Genomic DNA, 20,667 nt, shown 5'->3' on the forward strand with positions numbered 1-20,667 from the left:
TTTCCCTGATTTCCCCTCAATGTATCATCCCAGTGCGCCCAGTGCCGCCAGTTGCCTGCTCGACTGTTGCACCATCCGCATGATCAGCGCCTGCGCCTGCGGGTAGCCAGTATTACTCATCAGTGTTTCATCCGCGGTCAGCGGCCAGAGTGCCTGCAAGACGCGCTGCCGCGCCTGCGGCCAGTCGTGCTCCTGCGCCGTGGGCGCAGGCGGCAGTTCCCGGTCCAGCATGTGCAGCGCCTGCCGCGTCATTGCCAGCTCTTGCTCCGCCAGCGCGGCCAGCGCGCCGCTGCGCGGTGGCGGCTGCTGCAGGAGAAACGTGTCGAGCTTGCGGCTCTGGCGTTCGTACAGGTCGAGCAGCAGGTGCAGGGTGGCGCCGGCAGGCCGCCGTTGCGTGTCGAGCGCATCGAGTACGTCCAGCAGCCAGCGCGTCATCTGGCGTCCGGCCAGTCCCAGCTCCGGCCAGGTAGTGCTGTGCAATTGTTCGCCCAGGTAGCGGGCGCGGTCGATGGCGCGCCGGCTGCCACTCATGTGCTGGCCGATGGGGCCGTACCGGGGCGCCAGCGTTGCTTCCTGCCGCTCGGCCTGCAGGCACAGCAAGGCCAGATGGACGTACACGTGGAAGGCGGCCAGGGTGCGGTGGGCATCCCAATAGTGATTATTGTCGTCATCGGGCGCATTCCATAGCGAGCAGACCCTGGCGCCATCGTCGCGCGCATAGTCGGGGGCCAGCAGACTATGGCCGTGGCGGAAGTCGTACAGCTTCTGGTGCAGCGACTCGTGCAGCAAGTGCTCGGCCAGCCACCAGGGATTGCCGATCAGTTCCTGGTTCAGGAACACGCTGCCATTGACGCGGAATTGCGAAATCGATGCCTTGCCGCGCCACGTGCCCAGCTTGGGAAACAGGGCGATCAATTGCACGTGAGACAGCGCGCTGGCCGTCAGACGGGGCAGCAGGGTTTCCAGCAGGTGCAGGCCGCGGCGCAGCAGAACCCGTTCCTGCGGCGTGGGCGTGGCCAGCGGCGCGCCATAGTTATCTTCCATTACGGCAAGAAAGGCGCGCGCATATGGCGTGCCTTCCTGCCAGGCATGCCATATATAGGTGTCCTCGCTCTGCGGGCCGCCCTCGTCGTGCAGCCGGGCCAAAGGCGGCAGATGGGCCACCAGCGGCCCGCCGGGCAAGCCCGCGCGCAAGTGCTCGCCCGCCGCCTGGAACAGCGCCGCGCATTGCGGCAGGGGCAAGCCGTAGTCGTCGCCCAGGTGCAACTGGCGCATGGCGTGCTGGACGGCGCAGCGCAGCACCGTGTCGCCCAGCAACTGGCGCTGGCGCGCGGGCGGCGCCGCATCGAGCTGGCGAGCCAGGCTTTCCGCCTCGGGCAGGCTGTGGCCCAGTTTGTGCAGCCGCCGCCGGTAGGCGACGGCCAGCTGGTCGCGGATGTAGCCGCTGTCGCCAAAGGCACGGTGGGTCACCAGTGCCGTTTCCACGGCGCCCAGCACGCCGGTGTCCGCTGGTGCGGCGCGCAAGCTGTGAACGGGCTGCACGGCGCGGCCGGGTCAGGCGACGGTGGGGTGGTCGTGGTCGTGGTGACCATCGCCCTTCATGCGCAATTCCATTTCATCAACTTCCGTCTGGATTTTTTGCAGGTCGTCATCTGTTACGCCGTCGAGCAGGCGGCTGAGGACCATTTGCAGCTTGGCTTTGGCGTTGCTGGAACCGCCGGGTGCGCTATCGCTCATGATGTTTTCTCCATTAAATGCACTTGGAGAGGGGCGAAGCGGCTTAGGTTTGCCTGAAAAATGGCCAAATTGAGGTAAATCAAAGGTTTTTTGGCCGAAATCTTCGCCAAGAGCGCATTTCTTTGTTTCGGACGGGGCGACAGTTCGCATATACTAATGAACGAAGCAGGCTGGAAAGCCTGTCTCTGGCGAAATAAAGAATGCCGGGGCAAGAGTAAAGACAGGGCCACCCAGGCTGTAGCGACTCGTTCGCCGCCGCTGGTATCCTCTGTGGCCGGGCTGCAAAGCCAGCCACTTTCCCGAAGTCCTTTGTTATAATGCCACGCTTTACCGAATGATGGCCGGCCCTGCATTTACTGAGAAGCGGGGCTGGACGCTCGGAGCCCTGTCGCAGTACTGGAAGCGGCGGATTGTTTGGTGCCTGGTGCGGGTTTTCCCTCAGCCGGGTAGACCAGGTCCATTGTCCTGCTTGCAGTGCTTTTACAGATGAATATGCGAGCGAGTGAAGCTGGACCCATGTCTTGCCGTCAGCGATGGCGCAAGGGGTCGGGTCTTCTTTTCTCGCACCAACAGTGTTTATTTTTTGGACGATTTTTTACATGGCAACTGCAGTCGAAACCTTGGGCAAACTCGAACGTCGTATCACGATCTCCTTCCCGCTGACGGACGTCCGCACGGAAGTTGAGAAGCGCCTGAAAGTGCAAGCCCGTACGGCTAAGGCACCGGGCTTCCGTCCGGGCAAAGTGCCGTTGAAAATGGTCGCAGCACAATACGGCTACCAAATTGAATCGGAAGTGCTGAATGACAAAGTCGGCCGCGCGTTCAACGACGCCGCCAACGAAAACAATCTGCGCGTGGCCGGTTTCCCGAACATCGTGCCGAAAGAAGAAGCAGCCGAAGGCCAGCTGGCTTTCGACGCAACGTTCGAAGTGTATCCGGAAGTCGCCATCGGCGACCTGACGGCCGTTGAAATCGAAACCGTGCAAGCCGACGTGTCGGAAGCCGAAATCGACAAGACCATCGACATTCTGCGCAAGCAGCGCGTGCACTTCCACACCAAGGGCGAAGCTGGCGAACACGGCGACGGCGGCGAGCCGATCGCTGCCAACGGCGACCGCGTGACCGTCGACTTCGTCGGCTCGATCGACGGCGTTGAATTCCCAGGCGGCAAAGCTGAAGGCTACGCTTTCGTGCTGGGCGAAGGCCGCATGCTGCCGGAATTCGAAGCAGCGACCCTGGGCCTGAAAGTGGGCGAGTCCAAGACTTTCCCATTGTCGTTCCCAGAGGACTACCACGGTAAAGACGTTGCCGGCAAAACCGCTTCGTTCACCATCACGCTGCAAAAGCTGGAATGGGCGCACCTGCCGGAAGTCGATGCCGAATTCGCAAAGTCCCTGGGCGTTGCCGATGGCGACCTGGCCAAAATGCGCGAAGACATCAAAGTCAACCTGCAGCGCGAAGTCGCTGGCCGCGTGAAAGCACGCAACAAGGAAGCCGTCATGGACGCGCTGATCAAAGTTGCTGAGCTGGACGTGCCAAAAACGCTGATCGCTCAGGATTCCGAGCGTCTGGCCGAAATGACCCGCCAGGACATGGCGCAGCGCGGCATGAACGTCAAGGACGTGCCTTTCCCAGCAGAACTGTTCGCGGAAAAAGCCGAGCGTCGCGTACGCCTGGGCCTGATCCTGTCGCAGCTGGTAGGCGACAACAAGCTGCAGGCTACGCCTGAGCAAGTCAAGGCGCAAATCGAAGATTTCGCCCAAAGCTACGAAGATCCACGCGAAGTGCTGAAGTACTACTACAGCGACCGTCGTCGTCTGGGTGAGATCGAAGCCCTTGTATTGGAAGAAAACGTCGTCACTTACGTGTTGGGCCTGTCGAAAGTCACGACGAAAGCAGTTGCTTTCGACGAACTGATGGGAAGCAACGCACAAGCGTAAACCAGTTGGTATCCGGATGCCGCTCCCGGCCGCAAGGCCGGGGCGGCGCCCTCTAACTGCTTCACAAGGAAATGAAATGACAGGTATGAACCGTAATCCGGCGCTGGACACAGAGATGCTCGGCCTGGTGCCGATGGTGGTGGAACAAAGCGGTCGCGGCGAGCGCTCGTATGATATTTACTCGCGCCTGCTGAAGGAACGCTTGATTTTCATGGTCGGCCCGGTCAATGACCAGATGGCCAACCTGGTTGTCGCCCAGCTGCTGTTCCTGGAAAGCGAAAATCCGGAAAAGGAAATCTCGCTCTACATCAACTCGCCAGGTGGTTCGGTCTCGGCCGGCATGGCCATCTACGACACCATGCAGTTCATCAAGCCGGACGTCTCGACCCTGTGCACGGGCATGGCTGCCTCGATGGGCGCTTTCCTGCTGGCCGCTGGCGCCAAGGGCAAGCGTTTCTCGCTGCCGAACTCGCGCATCATGATTCACCAGCCGTCCGGTGGTTCGCAAGGCATGGCGTCCGATATCGAGATCCAGGCGAAGGAAATCCTTTACCTGCGCACCCGCTTGAACGGCATCATGGCCGAGCGCACGGGCCAGACGATCGAACAGATCGCCAAGGACACCGACCGCGACCGTTTCATGTCCGCCGACGAGGCCGTTGAGTATGGTTTGATCGACAAAGTGTTGACCAGCCGCGCTTGATGAGCCCCTACCGGTATTGCTAAGTACGTAAGTAAACGCCCGGGCGATCAAACGTTCGGGCGTTTCGCTTTTATTTCGGGTAGCATGGAGCTTGTGCACGTTGTTGACTTGCACCATGGGTAGCTGCCTTTCCGGCAACTACCTCACTCCGGCTTGCGATTTTGCAATATTGTTAATGCAGTTCCAACCAAAATGCCTTATGTCAGACAAAAAATCCTCTAGCGGCGAAAAATTACTGTATTGCTCGTTCTGCGGCAAAAGCCAGCACGAGGTGAAGAAACTCATCGCCGGCCCGTCCGTGTTCATTTGCGACGAGTGCATCGACCTGTGCAACGACATCATCCGTGATGAAACGTTGAGCATCGAGACGGTGACCGGTACCAAATCCGACCTGCCGACGCCGCAAGAAATTGCCGCCTTGCTCGATCAGTACGTGATCGGCCAGCAGACTGCCAAGCGCATCCTGTCGGTGGCGGTGTACAACCATTACAAGCGCCTCAAGCACCTGGGCAAGAAAGACGACATCGAACTGGCCAAGAGCAACATCTTGCTGGTCGGTCCTACCGGCTCGGGCAAGACCCTGCTGGCACAGACCCTGGCGCGCATGCTCAACGTGCCGTTCGTGATCGCCGACGCCACCACCCTGACCGAAGCCGGTTACGTGGGCGAAGACGTGGAAAACATCATCCAGAAGTTGCTGCAAAGCTGCAACTATGACGTCGAGAAAGCCCAGCGCGGCATCGTCTACATCGATGAAATCGACAAGATTTCGCGCAAGTCCGACAATCCGTCCATCACGCGCGACGTGTCGGGCGAGGGCGTGCAGCAAGCCTTGCTCAAGCTCATCGAAGGCACGATGGCTTCCGTGCCGCCACAAGGCGGCCGCAAGCACCCGAACCAGGATTTCGTGCAGATCGACACGACCAACATCATGTTCATCTGCGGCGGCGCCTTCGACGGCCTGTCGAAAGTGATCGCCAACCGTTCCGAAAAGAGCGGCATCGGCTTCTCGGCCACCGTGCGCAGCAAGTCGCAAAGCTCGGCCAGCGAACTGATGCTGCAAGCGGAACCGGAAGACCTGGTCAAGTTCGGCCTGATCCCGGAACTGGTGGGCCGTCTGCCCGTCATCGCCACCCTGGCGGAATTGACGGAAGAGGCGCTGATCCAGATCCTCGTCGAGCCGAAGAATGCGCTGATCAAGCAGTATTCGAAGCTGCTGGAGATGGAAGGCGCGGAACTGGAGATTCGTCCGGCCGCCCTGCATGCCATCGCCCGCAAGGCGCTGGCGCGCAAGACCGGTGCCCGTGGCCTGCGTTCCATCCTGGAACATGCTTTGCTGGACGTCATGTACGAACTGCCGAGCGAACAAAATGTGGTGAAGGTCGTCATCGACGAAAATACCATCACCAGTGGCGCCAAACCTTTATTGATTTATCAAGAGACTGCCAAGGCCTCCGGAGAAAATTGATTACTGCTGAGACAAATGCATAAAAAGGGTTTTGATTCCTTAAAGCATGGCAGTACAATTTAAATCAATGAGTGCAGGCTTCAATCGGAAAGCCACTCGCGGCGCTTAGCTGCGCGTGGCTTTTTTACTGTGAAAACTGCATTTATTACCGTCATGCGGGTGTGTTTTGCGAAATAGACAGAAAAATGTTTGTTTCACAGAATTATTTATTCTCGCCGGTCTTGTGTTTTGGCAGCGAGCGCCAACATCGTAAACACGCTTTCTATAAGGTACGCCATGACAACTTCCAAATTAACTGAGCAAACTCAACTGCCGTTATTGCCGTTGCGGGATGTCGTCGTTTTCCCGCATATGGTGATACCGCTGTTCGTTGGCCGTCCAAAGTCGATCAAGGCGCTGGAAGCTGCGATGGAGCAGGGCAAGAGCATCATGCTTGCCGCTCAAAAAGCAGCCGCGAAGGACGAGCCGTCTCCTTCGGATATCTATGAAATTGGCTGCGTTGCCAATATTCTGCAAATGCTGAAGCTGCCCGATGGCACCGTCAAGGTGCTGGTCGAAGGCGCGCAGCGTGCCCGTATCAACCACATCAGCGATGCGCCGACGCACTTCATCGCCGACCTGACGCCGCTCGAGTCCGAGCCGGGCGACGAGTCGGAAGTCGAAGCCATGCGCCGCGCGATCGTGCAGCAGTTCGACCAGTACGTCAAACTGAACAAAAAGATCCCGCCGGAAATCCTTGCTTCGCTGTCGGGTATCGACGATGCCGGCCGCCTGGCCGACACGGTGGCCGCGCATCTGCCCCTGAAGCTTGAGCAAAAACAAGTCATCCTGGAAATTTTCAGCGTGGCCAAGCGCCTCGAGCACCTGCTGGGCCAGCTCGAAGGCGAGCTCGACATCCTGCAGGTGGAAAAGCGCATCCGTGGCCGCGTGAAGCGCCAGATGGAAAAGTCGCAGCGCGAGTACTACCTGAACGAGCAAGTCAAGGCGATCCAGAAAGAATTGGGCGAGGGCGAAGATGGCGCCGACCTCGACGAGCTGGAGAAAAAAGTCGCTTCGGCCAAAATGCCGAAGGAAGCGCTCGACAAGGCCACCAACGAGCTGAAGAAGCTGAAACTGATGTCGCCGATGTCGGCCGAAGCTACCGTCGTGCGCAACTACATCGACACCCTGGTCAACTTGCCTTGGAAAAAGAAATCCAAGGTCAACAATGACCTGTCGAATGCGGAAAAAGTGCTCGAAGGCGACCACTACGGCCTCGACAAGGTCAAGGAACGCATCCTGGAATATCTCGCGGTGCAACAGCGCGTCGACAAGCTGAAAGCGCCTATCCTGTGCTTCGTCGGTCCTCCGGGCGTGGGCAAGACCTCGCTGGGCCAGTCCATCGCCCGCGCGACGAACCGCAAGTTCGTGCGCATGGCCCTGGGCGGCGTGCGCGACGAAGCCGAGATCCGCGGCCACCGCCGCACCTACATCGGCTCGATGCCGGGCAAGATCTTGCAATCGCTGTCGAAAGTCGGCGTGCGCAATCCCTTGTTCCTGCTCGATGAAGTCGACAAGATGGGCGCCGATTTCCGTGGCGATCCGTCGTCGGCCCTGCTGGAGGTGCTGGACCCGGAACAGAACCACACGTTCTCCGACCATTACATCGAAGTCGATTTTGACTTGTCTGACGTGATGTTCGTGGCCACGTCGAACTCGTACAATATTCCGCCGGCCTTGCTTGACCGCATGGAAGTGATCCGTTTGTCCGGGTACACGGAAGATGAAAAGACCAGCATCGCGCAGCGTTACCTGTTGCCGAAGCAGATCAAGAACAATGGCTTGAAGGAAGACGAAATTTCGGTGGCCGAGTCGGCCCTGCGCGACATCATCCGCTACTACACGCGCGAAGCCGGTGTGCGTTCGCTCGAGCGTGAAGTGTCGAAGATCTGCCGCAAGGTGGTCAAGATGCTGCTGCTGAAGAAATCCGACAAGAAAGTCATCGTCAACTCGAAGAACCTGGATAAATTCCTCGGCGTGCGCCGCTACGATTTCGGTGTCGCAGAGAAAGAAAACCAGGTGGGCCAGGTGGTCGGTCTGGCATGGACGGAAGTGGGCGGCGATCTGCTGACCATCGAAGCCGTGTCGATGCCGGGCAAGGGCGGCATCATCCGCACGGGTACCCTCGGCGACGTCATGAAAGAGTCGATCGAGGCAGCCCGCACGGTGGTGCGCAGCCGGGCACAGCGCCTGGGCATCAAGGCGGACGTGTTCGAGAAGAGCGACATCCACATCCACGTGCCGGAAGGCGCGACACCGAAGGACGGTCCTTCGGCTGGCGCGGCCATGACGGTGGCGATGGTGTCGGTCTTCACGGGCATCCCCGTGCGCGCCGATGTGGCGATGACGGGCGAGATCACCTTGCGCGGCGAAGTGTTGCCGATCGGCGGCTTGAAAGAAAAGCTGCTGGCGGCCCATCGCGGCGGCATCAAGACGGTCCTGATTCCAGAGCAGAATGTGAAAGACCTTGCCGAAATTCCGGACAACGTCAAGAACAAACTGGAGATCGTTCCCGTACGCTGGATCGACAAAGTGCTGGAAATCGCCCTCGAACGCATGCCGGAAGCACTGGCTGAAGTGGCTGCGGTGGAGGCTGTCACGGCCGCCGCGGCGAAGCCTGATGCGGCTGGCGAGGTGGTAAAACACTAACGTTTTACCCCTGTTTTCCCCAAACAAGCGCTTTTAGAGCGCTTGTTTTATATTGAAACGTGAATTGCGCCCCCAAAGCGCTTGACACATATACAGTGTGGCTTGTTTAATACGCCTGCACATTTTTTTCGCCGGACAGCTGTGGTGCCAAAAGTGCCGCAACGATACGGTAAACGTTTTATACCTTTGTAATTGGGGATGCTAGTGAACAAGACTGAATTGATCGACCACATTGCTGAAAAAGCTGACATTTCCAAAGCCGCCGCTGCGCGCGCACTCGACGCTGTTATCGGCGGCGTGACGGAAACTTTGAAAAACAACGACAGCGTGACGCTGGTTGGTTTTGGCACTTTCTCGGTCAGCGAACGCGCTGAACGTACCGGCCGCAATCCGCGTACCAAAGAAGCGATCACGATCGAAGCAGCAAAAGTTCCAAAATTTAAAGCTGGTAAAGCTTTGAAGGATGCTGTAAACTAACGGACTTCGGTGAGGTGACAATCACCGGAAACATTTGGCGGCGCCTCCGGGTGCCGCGATTTCAGGGTTGAGGTTCTTCGAATAACAGCCCTGGATACAAATGCAAGCAGTACTGTGTATTTTTCGGAGTGGTAGTTCAGTTGGTTAGAATGCCGGCCTGTCACGTCGGAGGTCGCGGGTTCGAGTCCCGTCCGCTCCGCCAAAAAAATACGCTCTTAAGGAGTGGTAGTTCAGTTGGTTAGAATACCGGCCTGTCACGTCGGGGGTCGCGGGTTCGAGTCCCGTCCGCTCCGCCAGAATATAGAAGCCCGCGCTGCTGAATAAGTAGCGCGGGTTTTTCTTTTTCAGCGACCGATTATCTCGGCGCACCTGCATTCTAAAATCCCTTCCTGCCGTTTTGAATAAAAACACCTGCGTTTAAATCCCCTTTAAGCTGCGCCGGGTTAAATGCCCGGATCCGGCGCCTTGCCGTCCCTGCGGCGCCAGGGCAGGGCGCGCGCCCTGATTTACCCTTGCTATAGCGCTATGGGCATTGTAGAATCAGGAGATAATGGCTTGGGCGTCAGAATCCTGCTTTAGTTCCAGCGCCAAGTTGTTGAATCTAAAGGGGAAGTGGACATCTGTCCCGTCCATTCCGCCGAAGAAATCAAGGCGAACGCATGTTCGCCTTTTTTTATAGTGATCCACTCATCCCGAATTGGCTGACCATGTTTGAATTTATTCGTACCCATCGACGCTTGATGCAGTTTCTCTTGATGCTGGTCATCGTCCCGTCTTTTGCACTGGTCGGTATCAGCGGCTACCAAAGCTTCGGCGACGGCGCGAACACCATCGCCAAGGTCGGCGACCAGGTCGTTACGCAGCAGCAATATGAAGAAGCGCAACGCCAGCAGATCGACCGCTACCGCCAGATGATGGGCGAGCAGTTCGACCAGAAAATGTTCGATACGCCGGAAGCGCGCCAGAGCATCCTCGACAACCTGATCGCCGAGCGCGCCGTGGCTGCCGAAGTGGGCCGTAGCCACCTGGTCATCAGCGATGCCGTGCTGCAAAAGGAAGTGCTGGAAATTCCAGGCTTGACCTTGCCGGACGGTAAATTCGACCTGGAACGCTACAAGGCCATGCTGGCTGCCCAAGGCATGACGCCGCAGATGTACGATGCGCGCCGCCGCAGCGACCTGGCCCTGCAGCAACTGGCCGGCGCCGTGCAAGGCACGGCCTTCGCGCCGAACACCGTCTCCAAGCGCCTGTCCGACATTACCTCGGAAGAGCGTGAAGTGCAGGAATTGCTGCTGCCGATCGCCCAGTACGTGCCGGAAGTCAAAGTGACGGACGCCATGATCAAGGCTTTCTATGACAAGAACAGCAAGTTCTTCGAAATCCCGGAACAAGCGAAGATCGAATACGTCGTGCTGGACGACAGCGCTGCCGGCGAGCAAGTCGACGTCAGCGACGCCGACGTGACCGCCTACTACGCGAAGAACCAGAAAGCCTACACGACGCCAGAAGCGCGCCAGGCCAGCCACATCCTGGTAGCCGTCAAGAAAGACGCCTCGGCCGCCGACAAGGCAGCCGCGAAGGCCAAGGCGGAAGCCATCCTGGCTGACGTGCGCAAAACGCCTGCCAGCTTTGCCGCCGTAGCCAAGGCCAAGTCGGAAGACCCGGCATCCGCCGAGCAGGGCGGCGACCTGGGCGAGATCGGCAAGGATGGCTTGCCGGCACCGCTGCTGAGCGCCGTCAGCAAGCTCAAGCAAGGCGAAATCAGCGACGTCGTCGCTTCCGATTTCGGTTACCACATCCTGACCGTCACCTCGCTCAAGCCACAGCACGTGCGTGCGCTGGACGAAGTGCGCGGCGAAATCACGGCCGACCTGCGCAAGCAATTTGCTGCCAAGAAATATTCGGAAATGGCGGAAACCTTCACCAATACCGTGTACGAGCAATCGGACAGCCTGAAACCGGTGGCCGACAAGCTGAAGCTGAAAGTGGAAACCGCCGCCAACCTGTCGCGCACGCCGTCGCCGGCACTGGGCAAGGCGCCGTTCAACAACGCCAAGTTCCTGTCCGCCATCTTCTCGAACGACTCGCTGAAGGACAAGCGCAACACGGAAGCCGTCACCGTCGCGCCGAACGTGCTGATCGCCGGCCGCGTGGTGGAATTCAAGCCCGCCTCGAAGCGTCCGCTGGCCGAAGTCGAAGCGATGATCCGTCAGCGCGTGACGCTGGAAGAAGCGGAAAAGCTGGCCAAGAAAGCGGGCGAGACCAAGCTGGCCGCCTTGAAGGCTTCGGGCGACGCGACCGGTTTCGGCGCCGCCCAATGGGTATCGCGCAGCAAGCTGGACGGCATCAACCGCGCCGCCATCGCGCAAGTCATGAAGGCGGACACGAGCAAGCTGCCAGCCTATGTGGGCGTGGACTTGCCAGCCCTGGGCTACGGCATCTACCGCATCGCCAAGGTGCAGCAGCCGGCGCAAGTGGACGCGGCGCGTCGCCAGCAAGAGAAAGACCAGATCAGCGGCATCCTGGCACAACAGGAAATGTTCGATTACGTCGAATACCTGAAAGCCAAGGCCAAGGTGAAGATCGTCAAACCGGTCACCGCCCCAGCCGCCGCAGCGCCGGAAGCGCCGTAAGATTTAGTTTCCACGCATAAAAATAGCCGCTTTCGAGCGGCTATTTTTTTTGTCTGCTGAATCGACAGGCTTACTTGGCTTTCAGCAACGGCGCCAGTTGCGGCCAGATGTTTTTCAGGATGGTCGGATGCGCCTTGGCGTTCGGGTGCATGCGGTCGGCCTGGAACAGCTGCGGCTGGTCGGCGATGCCTTCGAACATGAAGGGCACGAGCGGCGCCTTCCATTCCTTTGCCAGCTTGCCGTACACGCCATAAAACTGCTCGCCGTAGGCGCGGCCATAGTTGGGCGGCATGCGCATGCCCACCAGCACCACTTGCGCCCCCGTCTTTTTCACGGCGTCGCCCATGGCGCGCAGATTCGCTTCGGCGGCCGCCACAGGCAAGCCGCGCAAGCCGTCGTTGGCGCCCAGTTCGATCAGCACGACGTCGGGCTGGTGCTTGGTCAGCAGGGCCGGCAGGCGGGCGCGGCCGCCGCTCGTGGTCTCGCCGCTGATGCTGGCGTTGACGATGCGCGTGTCGTTCTGCTGCGCGGCCAGCCGCTGTTCCAGCAGCGCCACCCAGCCCGTGCCGCGTGCCAGTCCATACTCGGCCGAGAGACTATCGCCGAGCACCAGCAGCGTTTTTGGTGCAGAATAGGCGTTCGACATGCCTGACACCAGGAGCAGGGCTGCCGCAGGAAGCAAGGACAGGGTGCGCCGCCGTGCGCGGTTGGCGTCCTGGATACTTATTTGTTCACGAAATTTTTTAAGATAGATCAGCATGCCCGAATTCCCTAAAGCGACTTCCACCAGTTTTCTCCCGTCAGAGACAGCCGCACGGCGAGCGGACCAGCGGCCCGCCGCAAGCAACAGCCAAAACAGTCAAAACAGCCAAAATGCCCGGCCAGCCATCGAAGTGGTTCAGCTGGCCAAGCGCGTACCCGATGCCGATGGCGAGCTGACCATCCTGCATCAAGTCGATTTTACCGTGCAAACGGCGGAGACGCTGGCCATCGTCGGCGCCTCCGGTTCCGGCAAGTCGACGTTGCTGGGTTTGCTGGCGGGCCTGGACACGCCCAGCGACGGCAAGGTGGTACTCGATGGTACCGATATCTTCGCCCTCGATGAAGACGGCCGTGCCGGTTTCCGCAAGGAAAAGCTCGGTTTCGTGTTCCAGTCCTTCCAGCTGCTGGCCCACCTGACGGCGCTGGAAAACGTCATGCTGCCGCTGGAATTGCGCGGCGACCCGGACGCGAAGGAAAAGGCGCAAGCCATGCTGGGCAGAGTCAACCTGGGCAGCCGCCTGAAACATTATCCGAAATACCTGTCCGGCGGCGAGCAGCAGCGCGTGGCCCTGGCGCGCGCGTTCGTCACGGAGCCGCCGCTGCTGTTCGCCGACGAGCCGACGGGCAGCCTGGACGCCGCCACCGGCGAAGCCGTGATCCAGCTGATGTTCGAGCTGAACCGCGAACGGGGCTCGACCCTGGTGCTCGTCACGCATGACAGCTCGATCGCGGCCCGTTGCGGCCGGACGATTACGATTGCCGCAGGGCGGCTGGTATAGCGTTTTAACTATGCCGACAAGGCATTGATCAACCTGCGTATCGCCGGTATCAATTCCCCCGCCGTCAAGCCGATAGGGCCGCTGCCTGCCGCCACCAGCGCGTCCGCCGCCGCGCCGTGCAGCCACACGGCGCCGAGCGCCGCTTCCCATTCCGGCCAGCCCTGCGCCAGCAGGCTGCCGCACAGGCCGGACAGCACGTCACCCGTGCCGGCCGTCGCCAGCGCGGGGCCGCCCGTGTTGTTGACGACGACGCTGCCATCGGGCGCGGCGATCACCGTGCCCGAACCCTTGAGTACCACGATCACGCCCAGCTGCGCCGCCAGCTGGCGCGCCGCGCCCAGGCGGTCGGCCTGCACCTCGGCCACCGTCAGGTCGAGCAGGCGCGCCGCCTCCAGCGGATGCGGGGTCAGGATCGTCGCTCCCGCGCCCGTGCGCACGGCCAGCGCCGATTGCAGCTCCGGCTCGGCCGCCATCAGGTTCAGCGCATCGGCGTCGAGCAGCAGGGGGCTGTCGCTCTCGAACGTGCGCTGCAGCAGCTCCACCGTATCGACGTCGTCGCCCAGGCCCGGCCCCGCCACGAGCGCGGCAAAGTGCAGGCCCGAGAAATCCACGTCCTGCGCGCGGCGGCACATCAGTTCCGGCTGGCCGCTGTCGAAGGCGGGCGGCGCGTCGGGAAAGGCGATGTACACTCTTCCCGCGCCCGCATGCAGGGCCGTGCGGGCCGCCAGGATGGGCGCGCCCGCCATGCCTTGCGCGCCGCCGATGACAGCCACGCTGCCGTAGCTGCCCTTGTGCGTGTTCTGCCGGCGCGGCTGCAACTGGCGGGCGAACAGGTGCAGGCCGCCCAGCTGGGCCCTGGCGGGCGGCAGCAGCGATGGGTCGATGGCCAGCGCCGCCACTTCCACTTCACCCGCATAGTCGCGGCCATTTGCCGTGTGCAGGCCCGGCTTGTCGCCGATGAAGGTGAGCGTATGCGTGGCGCGGATGGCGACGCCGTCGATGGCGCCCGTGTCCGCATGCAGGCCGCTGGGCACGTCGAGCGCCAGCACGGGGCAATCGAGATTGTTGACCAGCTGCGCCATGTCGCGGCATTCGCCATCCAGGGGGCGCGAGGCGCCGATGCCGAACAGGCCATCGATGACGAGGTGCCAGGGCGCCGCGCCCACGGCGGCCGACGCCATGGACGTTGCCGCGTCCATGAAGCGCGCGGCGCTGTTGCGGGCGCGGCTCAGGGCCTGTTCGCGTTCGGGCGAGGTGGCTTGCGCCTCGGGCGCCAGCCATATCAGCACCTCGGTGCCACTGCCGGCCAGGTGCGCGGCCGCTTCCAGCGCATCGCCGCCATTGTCGCCGGGGCCGGCCAGCACCAGCACGCGCCGGTGGCCCGCGTCGCCGTCTTCCTGCCCGTGCAGCAGCTTCAGGGCGGCACTGGCGGCGGCCTGGCCCGCGCGCTGCATCAGCAGCCCTTGCGGCAGGTCGCGCAGGGCGGCTTGTTCGATGGCGCGCAGTTCGGCGATGGCGTACAGCGGTGTTGCGGAGTCGATCAGTGTCATGGCGCGTGTTCCGTTAGTCAGCATGTCTTCAACATAAGGCCGAAGCGGGCGAAAGGCAAGGCGCGCACGCCTGAAACGCGTCCCTGTTTGGCGGCTACAATAGCCATCTCGCTTAAGACTGGGGGGCAGGACGATGGACTGGCAATTCTGGATCGACCGGGGCGGCACCTTTACGGACATCGTGGCGCGCCGTCCTGACGGCAGCCTGGCCACGCACAAGCTGCTGTCGGAAAACCCGGGCCAGTACCGCGACGCGGCGCTGGCCGGCATGCGCCAGCTGATGGGCCTTGCGCCCGGCGCGCCGCTGCCCGTGGAGCAGGTGGGGGCCATCAAGATGGGCACGACGGTGGCCACCAATGCGCTGCTCGAACGCAAGGGCGAGCCGACCGTGCTGGCCATCACGCGGGGTTTCCGCGACGCCTTGCGCATCGCCTACCAGAACCGCCCGCAGCTGTTTGCGCGCCAGATCATTTTGCCCGAACTGCTGTACGGCGACGTGATCGAGATCAATGAACGCATGGGCGCCCATGGCGAGGTGGTCACGCCGCTCGACGAGACGGCCGCCCGGGCCGCGCTGGAACAGGCTTACGCGCGCGGCATGCGCGCCATCGCCATCGTGCTGATGCACGGCTACCGCCATCACGCGCACGAGGCGCGGCTGGCGCAGCTGGCGCGCGCGGCCGGTTTTACGCAGGTGTCCGTGTCGCACGAGGTCAGCCCCATGATGAAACTGGTGGCGCGCGGCGACACCACGGTGGTCGACGCCTACCTGTCTCCCATCCTGCGCCGCTACGTCGACCAGCTGGCGATGGAGCTGCCCGGCGTGCACCTGCAATTCATGCAGTCGAACGGCGGCTTGACGGATGCGCGCGCCTTCCAGGGCAAGGACAGCATCCTGTCCGGCCCCGCGGGCGGCATCGTCGGCATGGTGCGGGCCAGCGCGCTGGCCGGTTTCGACAAGGTCATCGGCTTCGACATGGGCGGCACGTCCACCGACGTGTCGCATTACGCGGGCGAATTCGAGCGCGTGTTCGAGACGCAGATCGCCGGCGTGCGCATGCGCGCACCGATGATGAGCATCCACACGGTGGCGGCGGGCGGCGGCTCCATCCTGCATTTCGACGGCGCCCGCTACAAGGTGGGGCCGGACAGCGCCGGCGCCAATCCCGGCCCCGCCAGCTACCGGCGCGGCGGCCCGCTGGCCGTCACCGACTGCAACGTCATGCTGGGCAAGCTGCAGCCCGCCTTCTTCCCCCGTGTCTTCGGCCCCGGCGCCGATGAGGCGCTGGACGCGGCCACCGTGCGTACCCAGTTTGAGGCCCTGGCGCGCACGGTGAACTCGACGCCGGAGCAGGTGGCCGAAGGCTATGTCGCCATCGCCGTGGGCAATATGGCCAACGCCATCAAGCAGATTTCCGTGCAGCGGGGGCACGACGTCACCGAATATGCGCTCACCAGCTTTGGCGGCGCGGGCGGCCAGCACGCCTGCCTGGTGGCCGACGCGCTGGGCATGCGCACGGTCTTCATCCACAGCCTGGCGGGCGTGATGTCGGCCTACGGCATGGGCCTGGCCGACCAGAGCGCCATGCGCGAGCGGGCCATCGAAGCGGCACTGGGCGTGGACCTGGCGGGCGATTTCGCGGCCTTGGGCGAACTGGCGCGGCGCGACTTGCTGCGCCAGGGCGTGGCGGGGGAGCGCATCGCGCTCGTGCACCGCGTGCACCTGCGCTATGAAGGCACGGATACGGCCCTCATCGTGCTGTCCGATACGCTGGCCGGCATGCAGGCGCAGTTCGAAGCGGCGTACAAAAAGCGCTTTTCGTTCCTGATGCCGGCGCGCGCGCTGATCGTCGAAGCCATTTCCGTGGAAGCCATCGGCGCCTCCGATGCGCCGGAACCGGCCGCGCCCGCGTATGCGTCCCGTGAAGGCGCACTGGTGCCCGTGCAGACGGTGGCCATGTACTGCGCCGGAGCATGGCGCGACAGCGGCCTGTATGGGGCGGACAGCCTGCGTCCCGGCGACGCCATCGATGGCCCGGCCATCGTCAGCGACGCCAACGCCACCACCGTGATCGAACCGGGCTGGCGCGCGGAAGTGACGGCGCACGGCCATTTGATCTTGCGCAGAGTCGTCGCCGTGCCGGAGCGTGTCGCCATCGGGACGAATGCCGATCCCGTCATGCTGGAAATTTTCAATAATCTGTTCATGTCGATCGCAGAGCAGATGGGCCTGCGCCTGCAGAATACGGCCCATTCCGTCAACATCAAGGAGCGGCTCGATTTCAGCTGCGCCATCTTCGACGCCCAAGGCCATTTGATTGCCAACGCGCCGCACATGCCCGTGCACCTGGGCTCGATGGGCGAGAGCATCCGCACCGTCATGACGCGCAATGCGGGCGCCATGCGGCCCGGCGACGTCTTCATGCTGAACGACCCGTACCACGGCGGCACGCACTTGCCCGACGTGACGGTGATTTCTCCCGTGTTTGACGAAAACGGCGCTGCCATCCTGTTTTACGTGGGTTCGCGCGGCCACCATGCGGACATCGGCGGCACGACACCAGGCTCGATGCCGCCCGACTCCACGCGCATCGAGGAAGAGGGTGTGTTGATCGACAATTTCAAGCTGGTCGACGGCGCCACGGGCACGATGCGCGAAGATGCAACCCTGGCCCTGCTGGCGGGCGCCAGCTGGTCGGCGCGCAACCCGCAGCAGAATGTGGCCGATTTGCGCGCCCAGGTGGCGGCCAACCAGAAGGGGGCGGAAGAGCTGCGCAAGATGGTGGCGCATTTCGGCATCGAGGTCGTGCAAGCCTACATGGGCCATGTGCAGGACAACGCCGAGGAAGCCGTGCGCCGGGTCATCACCACCCTGAAGGATGGCAGCTACGCGCTGAACCTGGACAACGGCGCGCAGATCAAGGTGGCGGTTTCGGTCGACGTGGCCGCACGCAGCGCCGTCATCGACTTCACGGGCACGTCCGCCCAGCTGCCGAACAATTTCAATGCGCCGTCCGCCGTCTGCATGGCGGCCGTGCTGTACGTGTTCCGCACCCTGGTCGACGACGAGATTCCGCTGAACGCGGGCTGTCTGAAGCCTTTGACCGTGATCATCCCGCCCGGCTCCATGCTCAATCCGCAGTACCCGGCCTCCGTTGTGTCGGGCAACGTGGAAACCTCGACCTGCATCACCAACGCCCTGTACGGCGCGCTGGGCGCGATGGCCGCCTCGCAGGGCACGATGAACAATTTCACGTTCGGCAGCGAGAAATACCAGTACTACGAGACGATTTCGGGCGGATCGGGCGCCGGTCCCGGTTTCGACGGCACGGACGTGGTGCAGACGAACATGACCAATTCGCGCCTGACGGACCCGGAAATTCTGGAATGGCGCTTTCCCGTGCGGCTGGACAGCTACAGCATCCGTGCCGGTTCCGGCGGGGCGGGGCGCTGGCATGGCGGCAATGGCGGCGTGCGCCGCGTGCGCTTTCTGGAACCCATGACGGCGGCGATTTTGTCGAACAACCGCATTATTCCCCCGTTCGGCATGGATGGCGGCGAGGCGGGCGCGCTGGGGCGCAACTACGTCGAGCGCGTGGACGGCACGGTGGAACAGCTGGCGCACATCGGCAAGACCGATATGTGCCCCGGCGACGTGTTCGTCATCGAGACGCCGGGCGGGGGCGGTTACGGCAAGTTGGAGTAAGCCGTGCCGGCGCCGCTCAGCTGCGCCCGCACCTGGCCCACGTCGCGCATGGGGGCGCGGCCGAACTGGCGGCTGTATTCGCGGCTGAACTGCGATTCGCTGGCGTAGCCGACGCGGTAGCCGGCCGTGCCGGCGTCGATCTGCTCGACCAGCATCAAGCGCCGCGCTTCCTGCAGGCGCAGCAGCTTCTGGTACTGCATCGGCGTCATGGCCGTAATCGCCTTGAAGTGGTGGTGCAGCGACGACATGCTCATGTTCGCCATGCCGGCCAGGTGCTCGATGCGCAGCGGCTGCGCGTAATGGTGCCTGATCCAGTCGATGGCTTGCGCCACCTGGTGCGACTGGCTGCTGGCCAGCGCCATGTGGCGCAAACGCGCGCCCACGGGGCCATTGAGCAGGCGATACGTCAGCTCGCGGCGGATCAGGGGCGCCAGCGCGGCGATTTCGCCCGGCTTGTCGAGCAGGCGCACGAGGCGCAGCATGGCGTCGAGCAGTTCGGGCGACACGTCGCTGACGGAAATGCCGCGCGTGGCGGGCAGGATCTTCTGCTGCGCGCTGCCACCCGTGCCAGCTGCGCTTTCGCCGTCGAGCAGCGCCGCCACGTCGGCGATGTCGATGCCCAGCACCACGCACAAATGCGGCTGTTCTTCGCTCGCCTGCGCCACGCGCACCTGCACCGGCAGGTCGACGGACGTCAGCAGGTACTGCATGCGGCTGTAGTGGAAGGTTTCGCTGCCCAGTGTGACGTCTTTCGCGCCCTGCGCGATGATGGCCACGCTGGGGCGCGCCGCATGGAACAGCGATTCCGTGACGGACGACTGGCGGTGGAACGTCAGGTTGGCGATGGCCGTCGCATAGTCGCCGTTGCGCGGCGCGTGGCGGCTGATCAGGGCGGCGATTTCATCTTGCGGGGGAATTGGTGCGGGCATGGTGCAGTACGCGTCAGGCGAGGAGGGCGGGGCTTGATCTTACGCAGATTTGGAGGATCGTGCAAAGGTCTTGCAGGATCGCGGTAACGGACACCGGGCATCTGGGGCACACTTGTGCAATCGCATGCACGGCACGCGTTCCCCGCCACACACCTATAGATACAGGAGTTTTCATGACCACCATCGCCAAAGGCTACGCCGCATTCGGCCCGACTTCCGCACTGCAACCGTTCACGTTCGAGCGCCGCGCCCCGCGCGAAGACGACGTGGCCATCTCGATCAAATACTGCGGCGTGTGCCATTCCGACATCCACCAGGCGCGCGACGAATGGGGCGGCGCCGCCTTCCCCATGGTGCCCGGCCATGAAATCGCCGGCGTCGTCACGGCCGTCGGCGCCAATGTGAGCAAGTTCAAGGTGGGCGACCACGTGGGCGTGGGCTGCTTCGTCGATTCCTGCACCACTTGCAAGACGCGCAACGTGGACCTGGAACAGTACATGCCAGGCCTGATCCAGACCTACAACGGCCTGGAAGCGGACGGCAAGACGGCCACGCAGGGCGGCTACTCGGACAGCATCGTCGTCAAGGAAGGCTATGTGCTGTCGATTCCCGACAATCTGCCGCTGGACGCGGCCGCGCCGCTGCTGTGCGCCGGCATCACCCTGTATTCGCCGCTGAACCACTGGAAGGCCGGTCCTGGCAAGCAGGTCGCCATCCTGGGCATGGGCGGCCTGGGCCACATGGGCGTCAAGATCGCCCACGCCATGGGCGCCGAAGTGACGGTGCTGAGCCAGACCCTGTCGAAGCGCGAAGACGGCCTGCGCCTGGGCGCCGACCATTATTACGCCACCAATGACGCGGAAACGTTCAGCAAACTGGCCGGCACGTTTGATCTGATCATCTGCACGGTGGGCGCTTCCATCGACTGGAACCAGTACATCAACCTGCTGAAAGTGGACGGCAACATGGTCATCGTCGGCATCCCGGACGGCGCCGTGCCGCCCGTGAACGCCTTCGGCCTGGTGGGCGCGCGCCGCAGCCTGTCCGGCTCCATGATCGGCTCGATCAAGGAAACCCAGGAAATGCTGGATTTCTGCGGCAAGCACAATATCGTGTCGGACATCGAGATCATCCGCATCCAGGATATCAATGAGGCGTTCGAGCGCGTGGTCAAGAGCGATGTGCGCTATCGCTTCGTCATCGATATGGCCTCTTTGTAACGCTCGAGAAAAAGCCCAGGGCGTTGTTGCCGCGTCTCGCCGTACATTCGTACTGTCTTCGACGCGGCGCCTAGC

At 62.4% G+C, this 20,667-nt stretch carries 14 protein-coding genes and 2 tRNA genes; 11 read left to right on the forward strand and 5 right to left on the reverse strand.

Translation table 11 applies throughout. The annotated features are described in order from the left end of the window. Positions 1-24 precede the first annotated feature (24 nt). Together AC07X6_RS02945 and AC07X6_RS02950 are read right to left on the reverse strand one after the other, a co-directional pair. The gene (locus AC07X6_RS02945) at positions 25-1,542 is read right to left on the reverse strand and encodes a hypothetical protein (protein ID WP_494790055.1); all 1,518 of its coding nucleotides are present in this window, start codon (positions 1,540-1,542) and stop codon (positions 25-27) included. Positions 1,543-1,554: 12 nt separating this feature from the next. Continuing rightward, positions 1,555-1,737, reverse strand: a complete 183-nt coding sequence (locus AC07X6_RS02950) for a hypothetical protein (RefSeq protein WP_230538138.1) — start codon at positions 1,735-1,737, stop codon at positions 1,555-1,557. Positions 1,738-2,336: 599 nt separating this feature from the next. Between AC07X6_RS02950 and tig the strand changes: the two genes are divergently transcribed. From tig to AC07X6_RS02990, 8 genes are all read left to right on the forward strand, one after another. Next, a complete protein-coding gene (tig, locus tag AC07X6_RS02955; protein ID WP_494790083.1) occupies positions 2,337-3,677 on the forward strand; it encodes a trigger factor in 1,341 nt (446 codons plus the stop codon). Positions 3,678-3,762: 85 nt separating this feature from the next. After that, complete coding sequence (clpP, locus tag AC07X6_RS02960) at positions 3,763-4,380, forward strand: ATP-dependent Clp endopeptidase proteolytic subunit ClpP (RefSeq protein ID WP_369811567.1); 618 nt, start codon at positions 3,763-3,765, stop codon at positions 4,378-4,380. A gap of 199 nt (positions 4,381-4,579) precedes the next feature. After that, positions 4,580-5,848, forward strand: a complete 1,269-nt coding sequence (clpX, locus tag AC07X6_RS02965; protein WP_494790056.1) for an ATP-dependent Clp protease ATP-binding subunit ClpX — start codon at positions 4,580-4,582, stop codon at positions 5,846-5,848. Between the two features lie 276 nt (positions 5,849-6,124). Next, entirely contained in the window at positions 6,125-8,536 is a 2,412-nt protein-coding gene (lon, locus tag AC07X6_RS02970) for an endopeptidase La (RefSeq protein ID WP_494790057.1), read from the forward strand. A gap of 204 nt (positions 8,537-8,740) precedes the next feature. Then, positions 8,741-9,013, forward strand: coding sequence for an HU family DNA-binding protein (locus AC07X6_RS02975; RefSeq protein WP_010398442.1), 273 nt, complete (start codon positions 8,741-8,743; stop codon positions 9,011-9,013). Positions 9,014-9,138: 125 nt separating this feature from the next. After that, positions 9,139-9,215, forward strand: a tRNA-Asp gene (locus tag AC07X6_RS02980). A gap of 17 nt (positions 9,216-9,232) precedes the next feature. After that, positions 9,233-9,309, forward strand: a tRNA-Asp gene (locus tag AC07X6_RS02985). Positions 9,310-9,720: 411 nt separating this feature from the next. Next, positions 9,721-11,646 carry a SurA N-terminal domain-containing protein gene (locus AC07X6_RS02990; protein WP_494790058.1) on the forward strand — a complete coding sequence of 642 codons (1,926 nt, stop codon included), beginning with the start codon at positions 9,721-9,723 and terminating at the stop codon, positions 11,644-11,646. A gap of 70 nt (positions 11,647-11,716) precedes the next feature. Here AC07X6_RS02990 and AC07X6_RS02995 read toward each other — a convergent pair whose 3' ends face one another. After that, positions 11,717-12,406: an arylesterase gene (locus AC07X6_RS02995; RefSeq protein WP_494790059.1), complete on the reverse strand. Its 690-nt coding sequence runs from the start codon at positions 12,404-12,406 to the stop codon at positions 11,717-11,719. Between the two features lie 133 nt (positions 12,407-12,539). Between AC07X6_RS02995 and AC07X6_RS03000 the strand changes: the two genes are divergently transcribed. Continuing rightward, on the forward strand, positions 12,540-13,187 hold the full coding sequence (locus tag AC07X6_RS03000; protein WP_070218863.1) for an ABC transporter ATP-binding protein: 648 nt from the start codon (positions 12,540-12,542) through the stop codon (positions 13,185-13,187). Positions 13,188-13,195: 8 nt separating this feature from the next. Here AC07X6_RS03000 and AC07X6_RS03005 read toward each other — a convergent pair whose 3' ends face one another. After that, on the reverse strand, positions 13,196-14,737 hold the full coding sequence (locus AC07X6_RS03005) for an NAD(P)H-hydrate dehydratase (protein WP_494790060.1): 1,542 nt from the start codon (positions 14,735-14,737) through the stop codon (positions 13,196-13,198). 133 nt (positions 14,738-14,870) lie between these two features. Here AC07X6_RS03005 and AC07X6_RS03010 point away from each other — a divergent pair, with 133 nt between their 5' ends. Further along, positions 14,871-18,443, forward strand: coding sequence for a hydantoinase B/oxoprolinase family protein (locus tag AC07X6_RS03010; protein ID WP_494790061.1), 3,573 nt, complete (start codon positions 14,871-14,873; stop codon positions 18,441-18,443). Here the strand turns inward: AC07X6_RS03010 and AC07X6_RS03015 are convergent. After that, on the reverse strand, positions 18,425-19,372 hold the full coding sequence (locus AC07X6_RS03015; RefSeq protein ID WP_494790062.1) for an AraC family transcriptional regulator: 948 nt from the start codon (positions 19,370-19,372) through the stop codon (positions 18,425-18,427). The two genes, AC07X6_RS03010 and AC07X6_RS03015, sit on opposite strands and share 19 nt — an antisense overlap. 173 nt (positions 19,373-19,545) lie before the next feature. On the opposite strand from AC07X6_RS03015, the gene AC07X6_RS03020 reads away from it, so the two are divergent. After that, positions 19,546-20,592, forward strand: a complete 1,047-nt coding sequence (locus AC07X6_RS03020) for an NAD(P)-dependent alcohol dehydrogenase (RefSeq protein ID WP_230538132.1) — start codon at positions 19,546-19,548, stop codon at positions 20,590-20,592. Positions 20,593-20,667: the final 75 nt, after the last annotated feature.

Source organism: Janthinobacterium sp. GW460-12-1-14-LB5 (assembly GCF_059423585.1).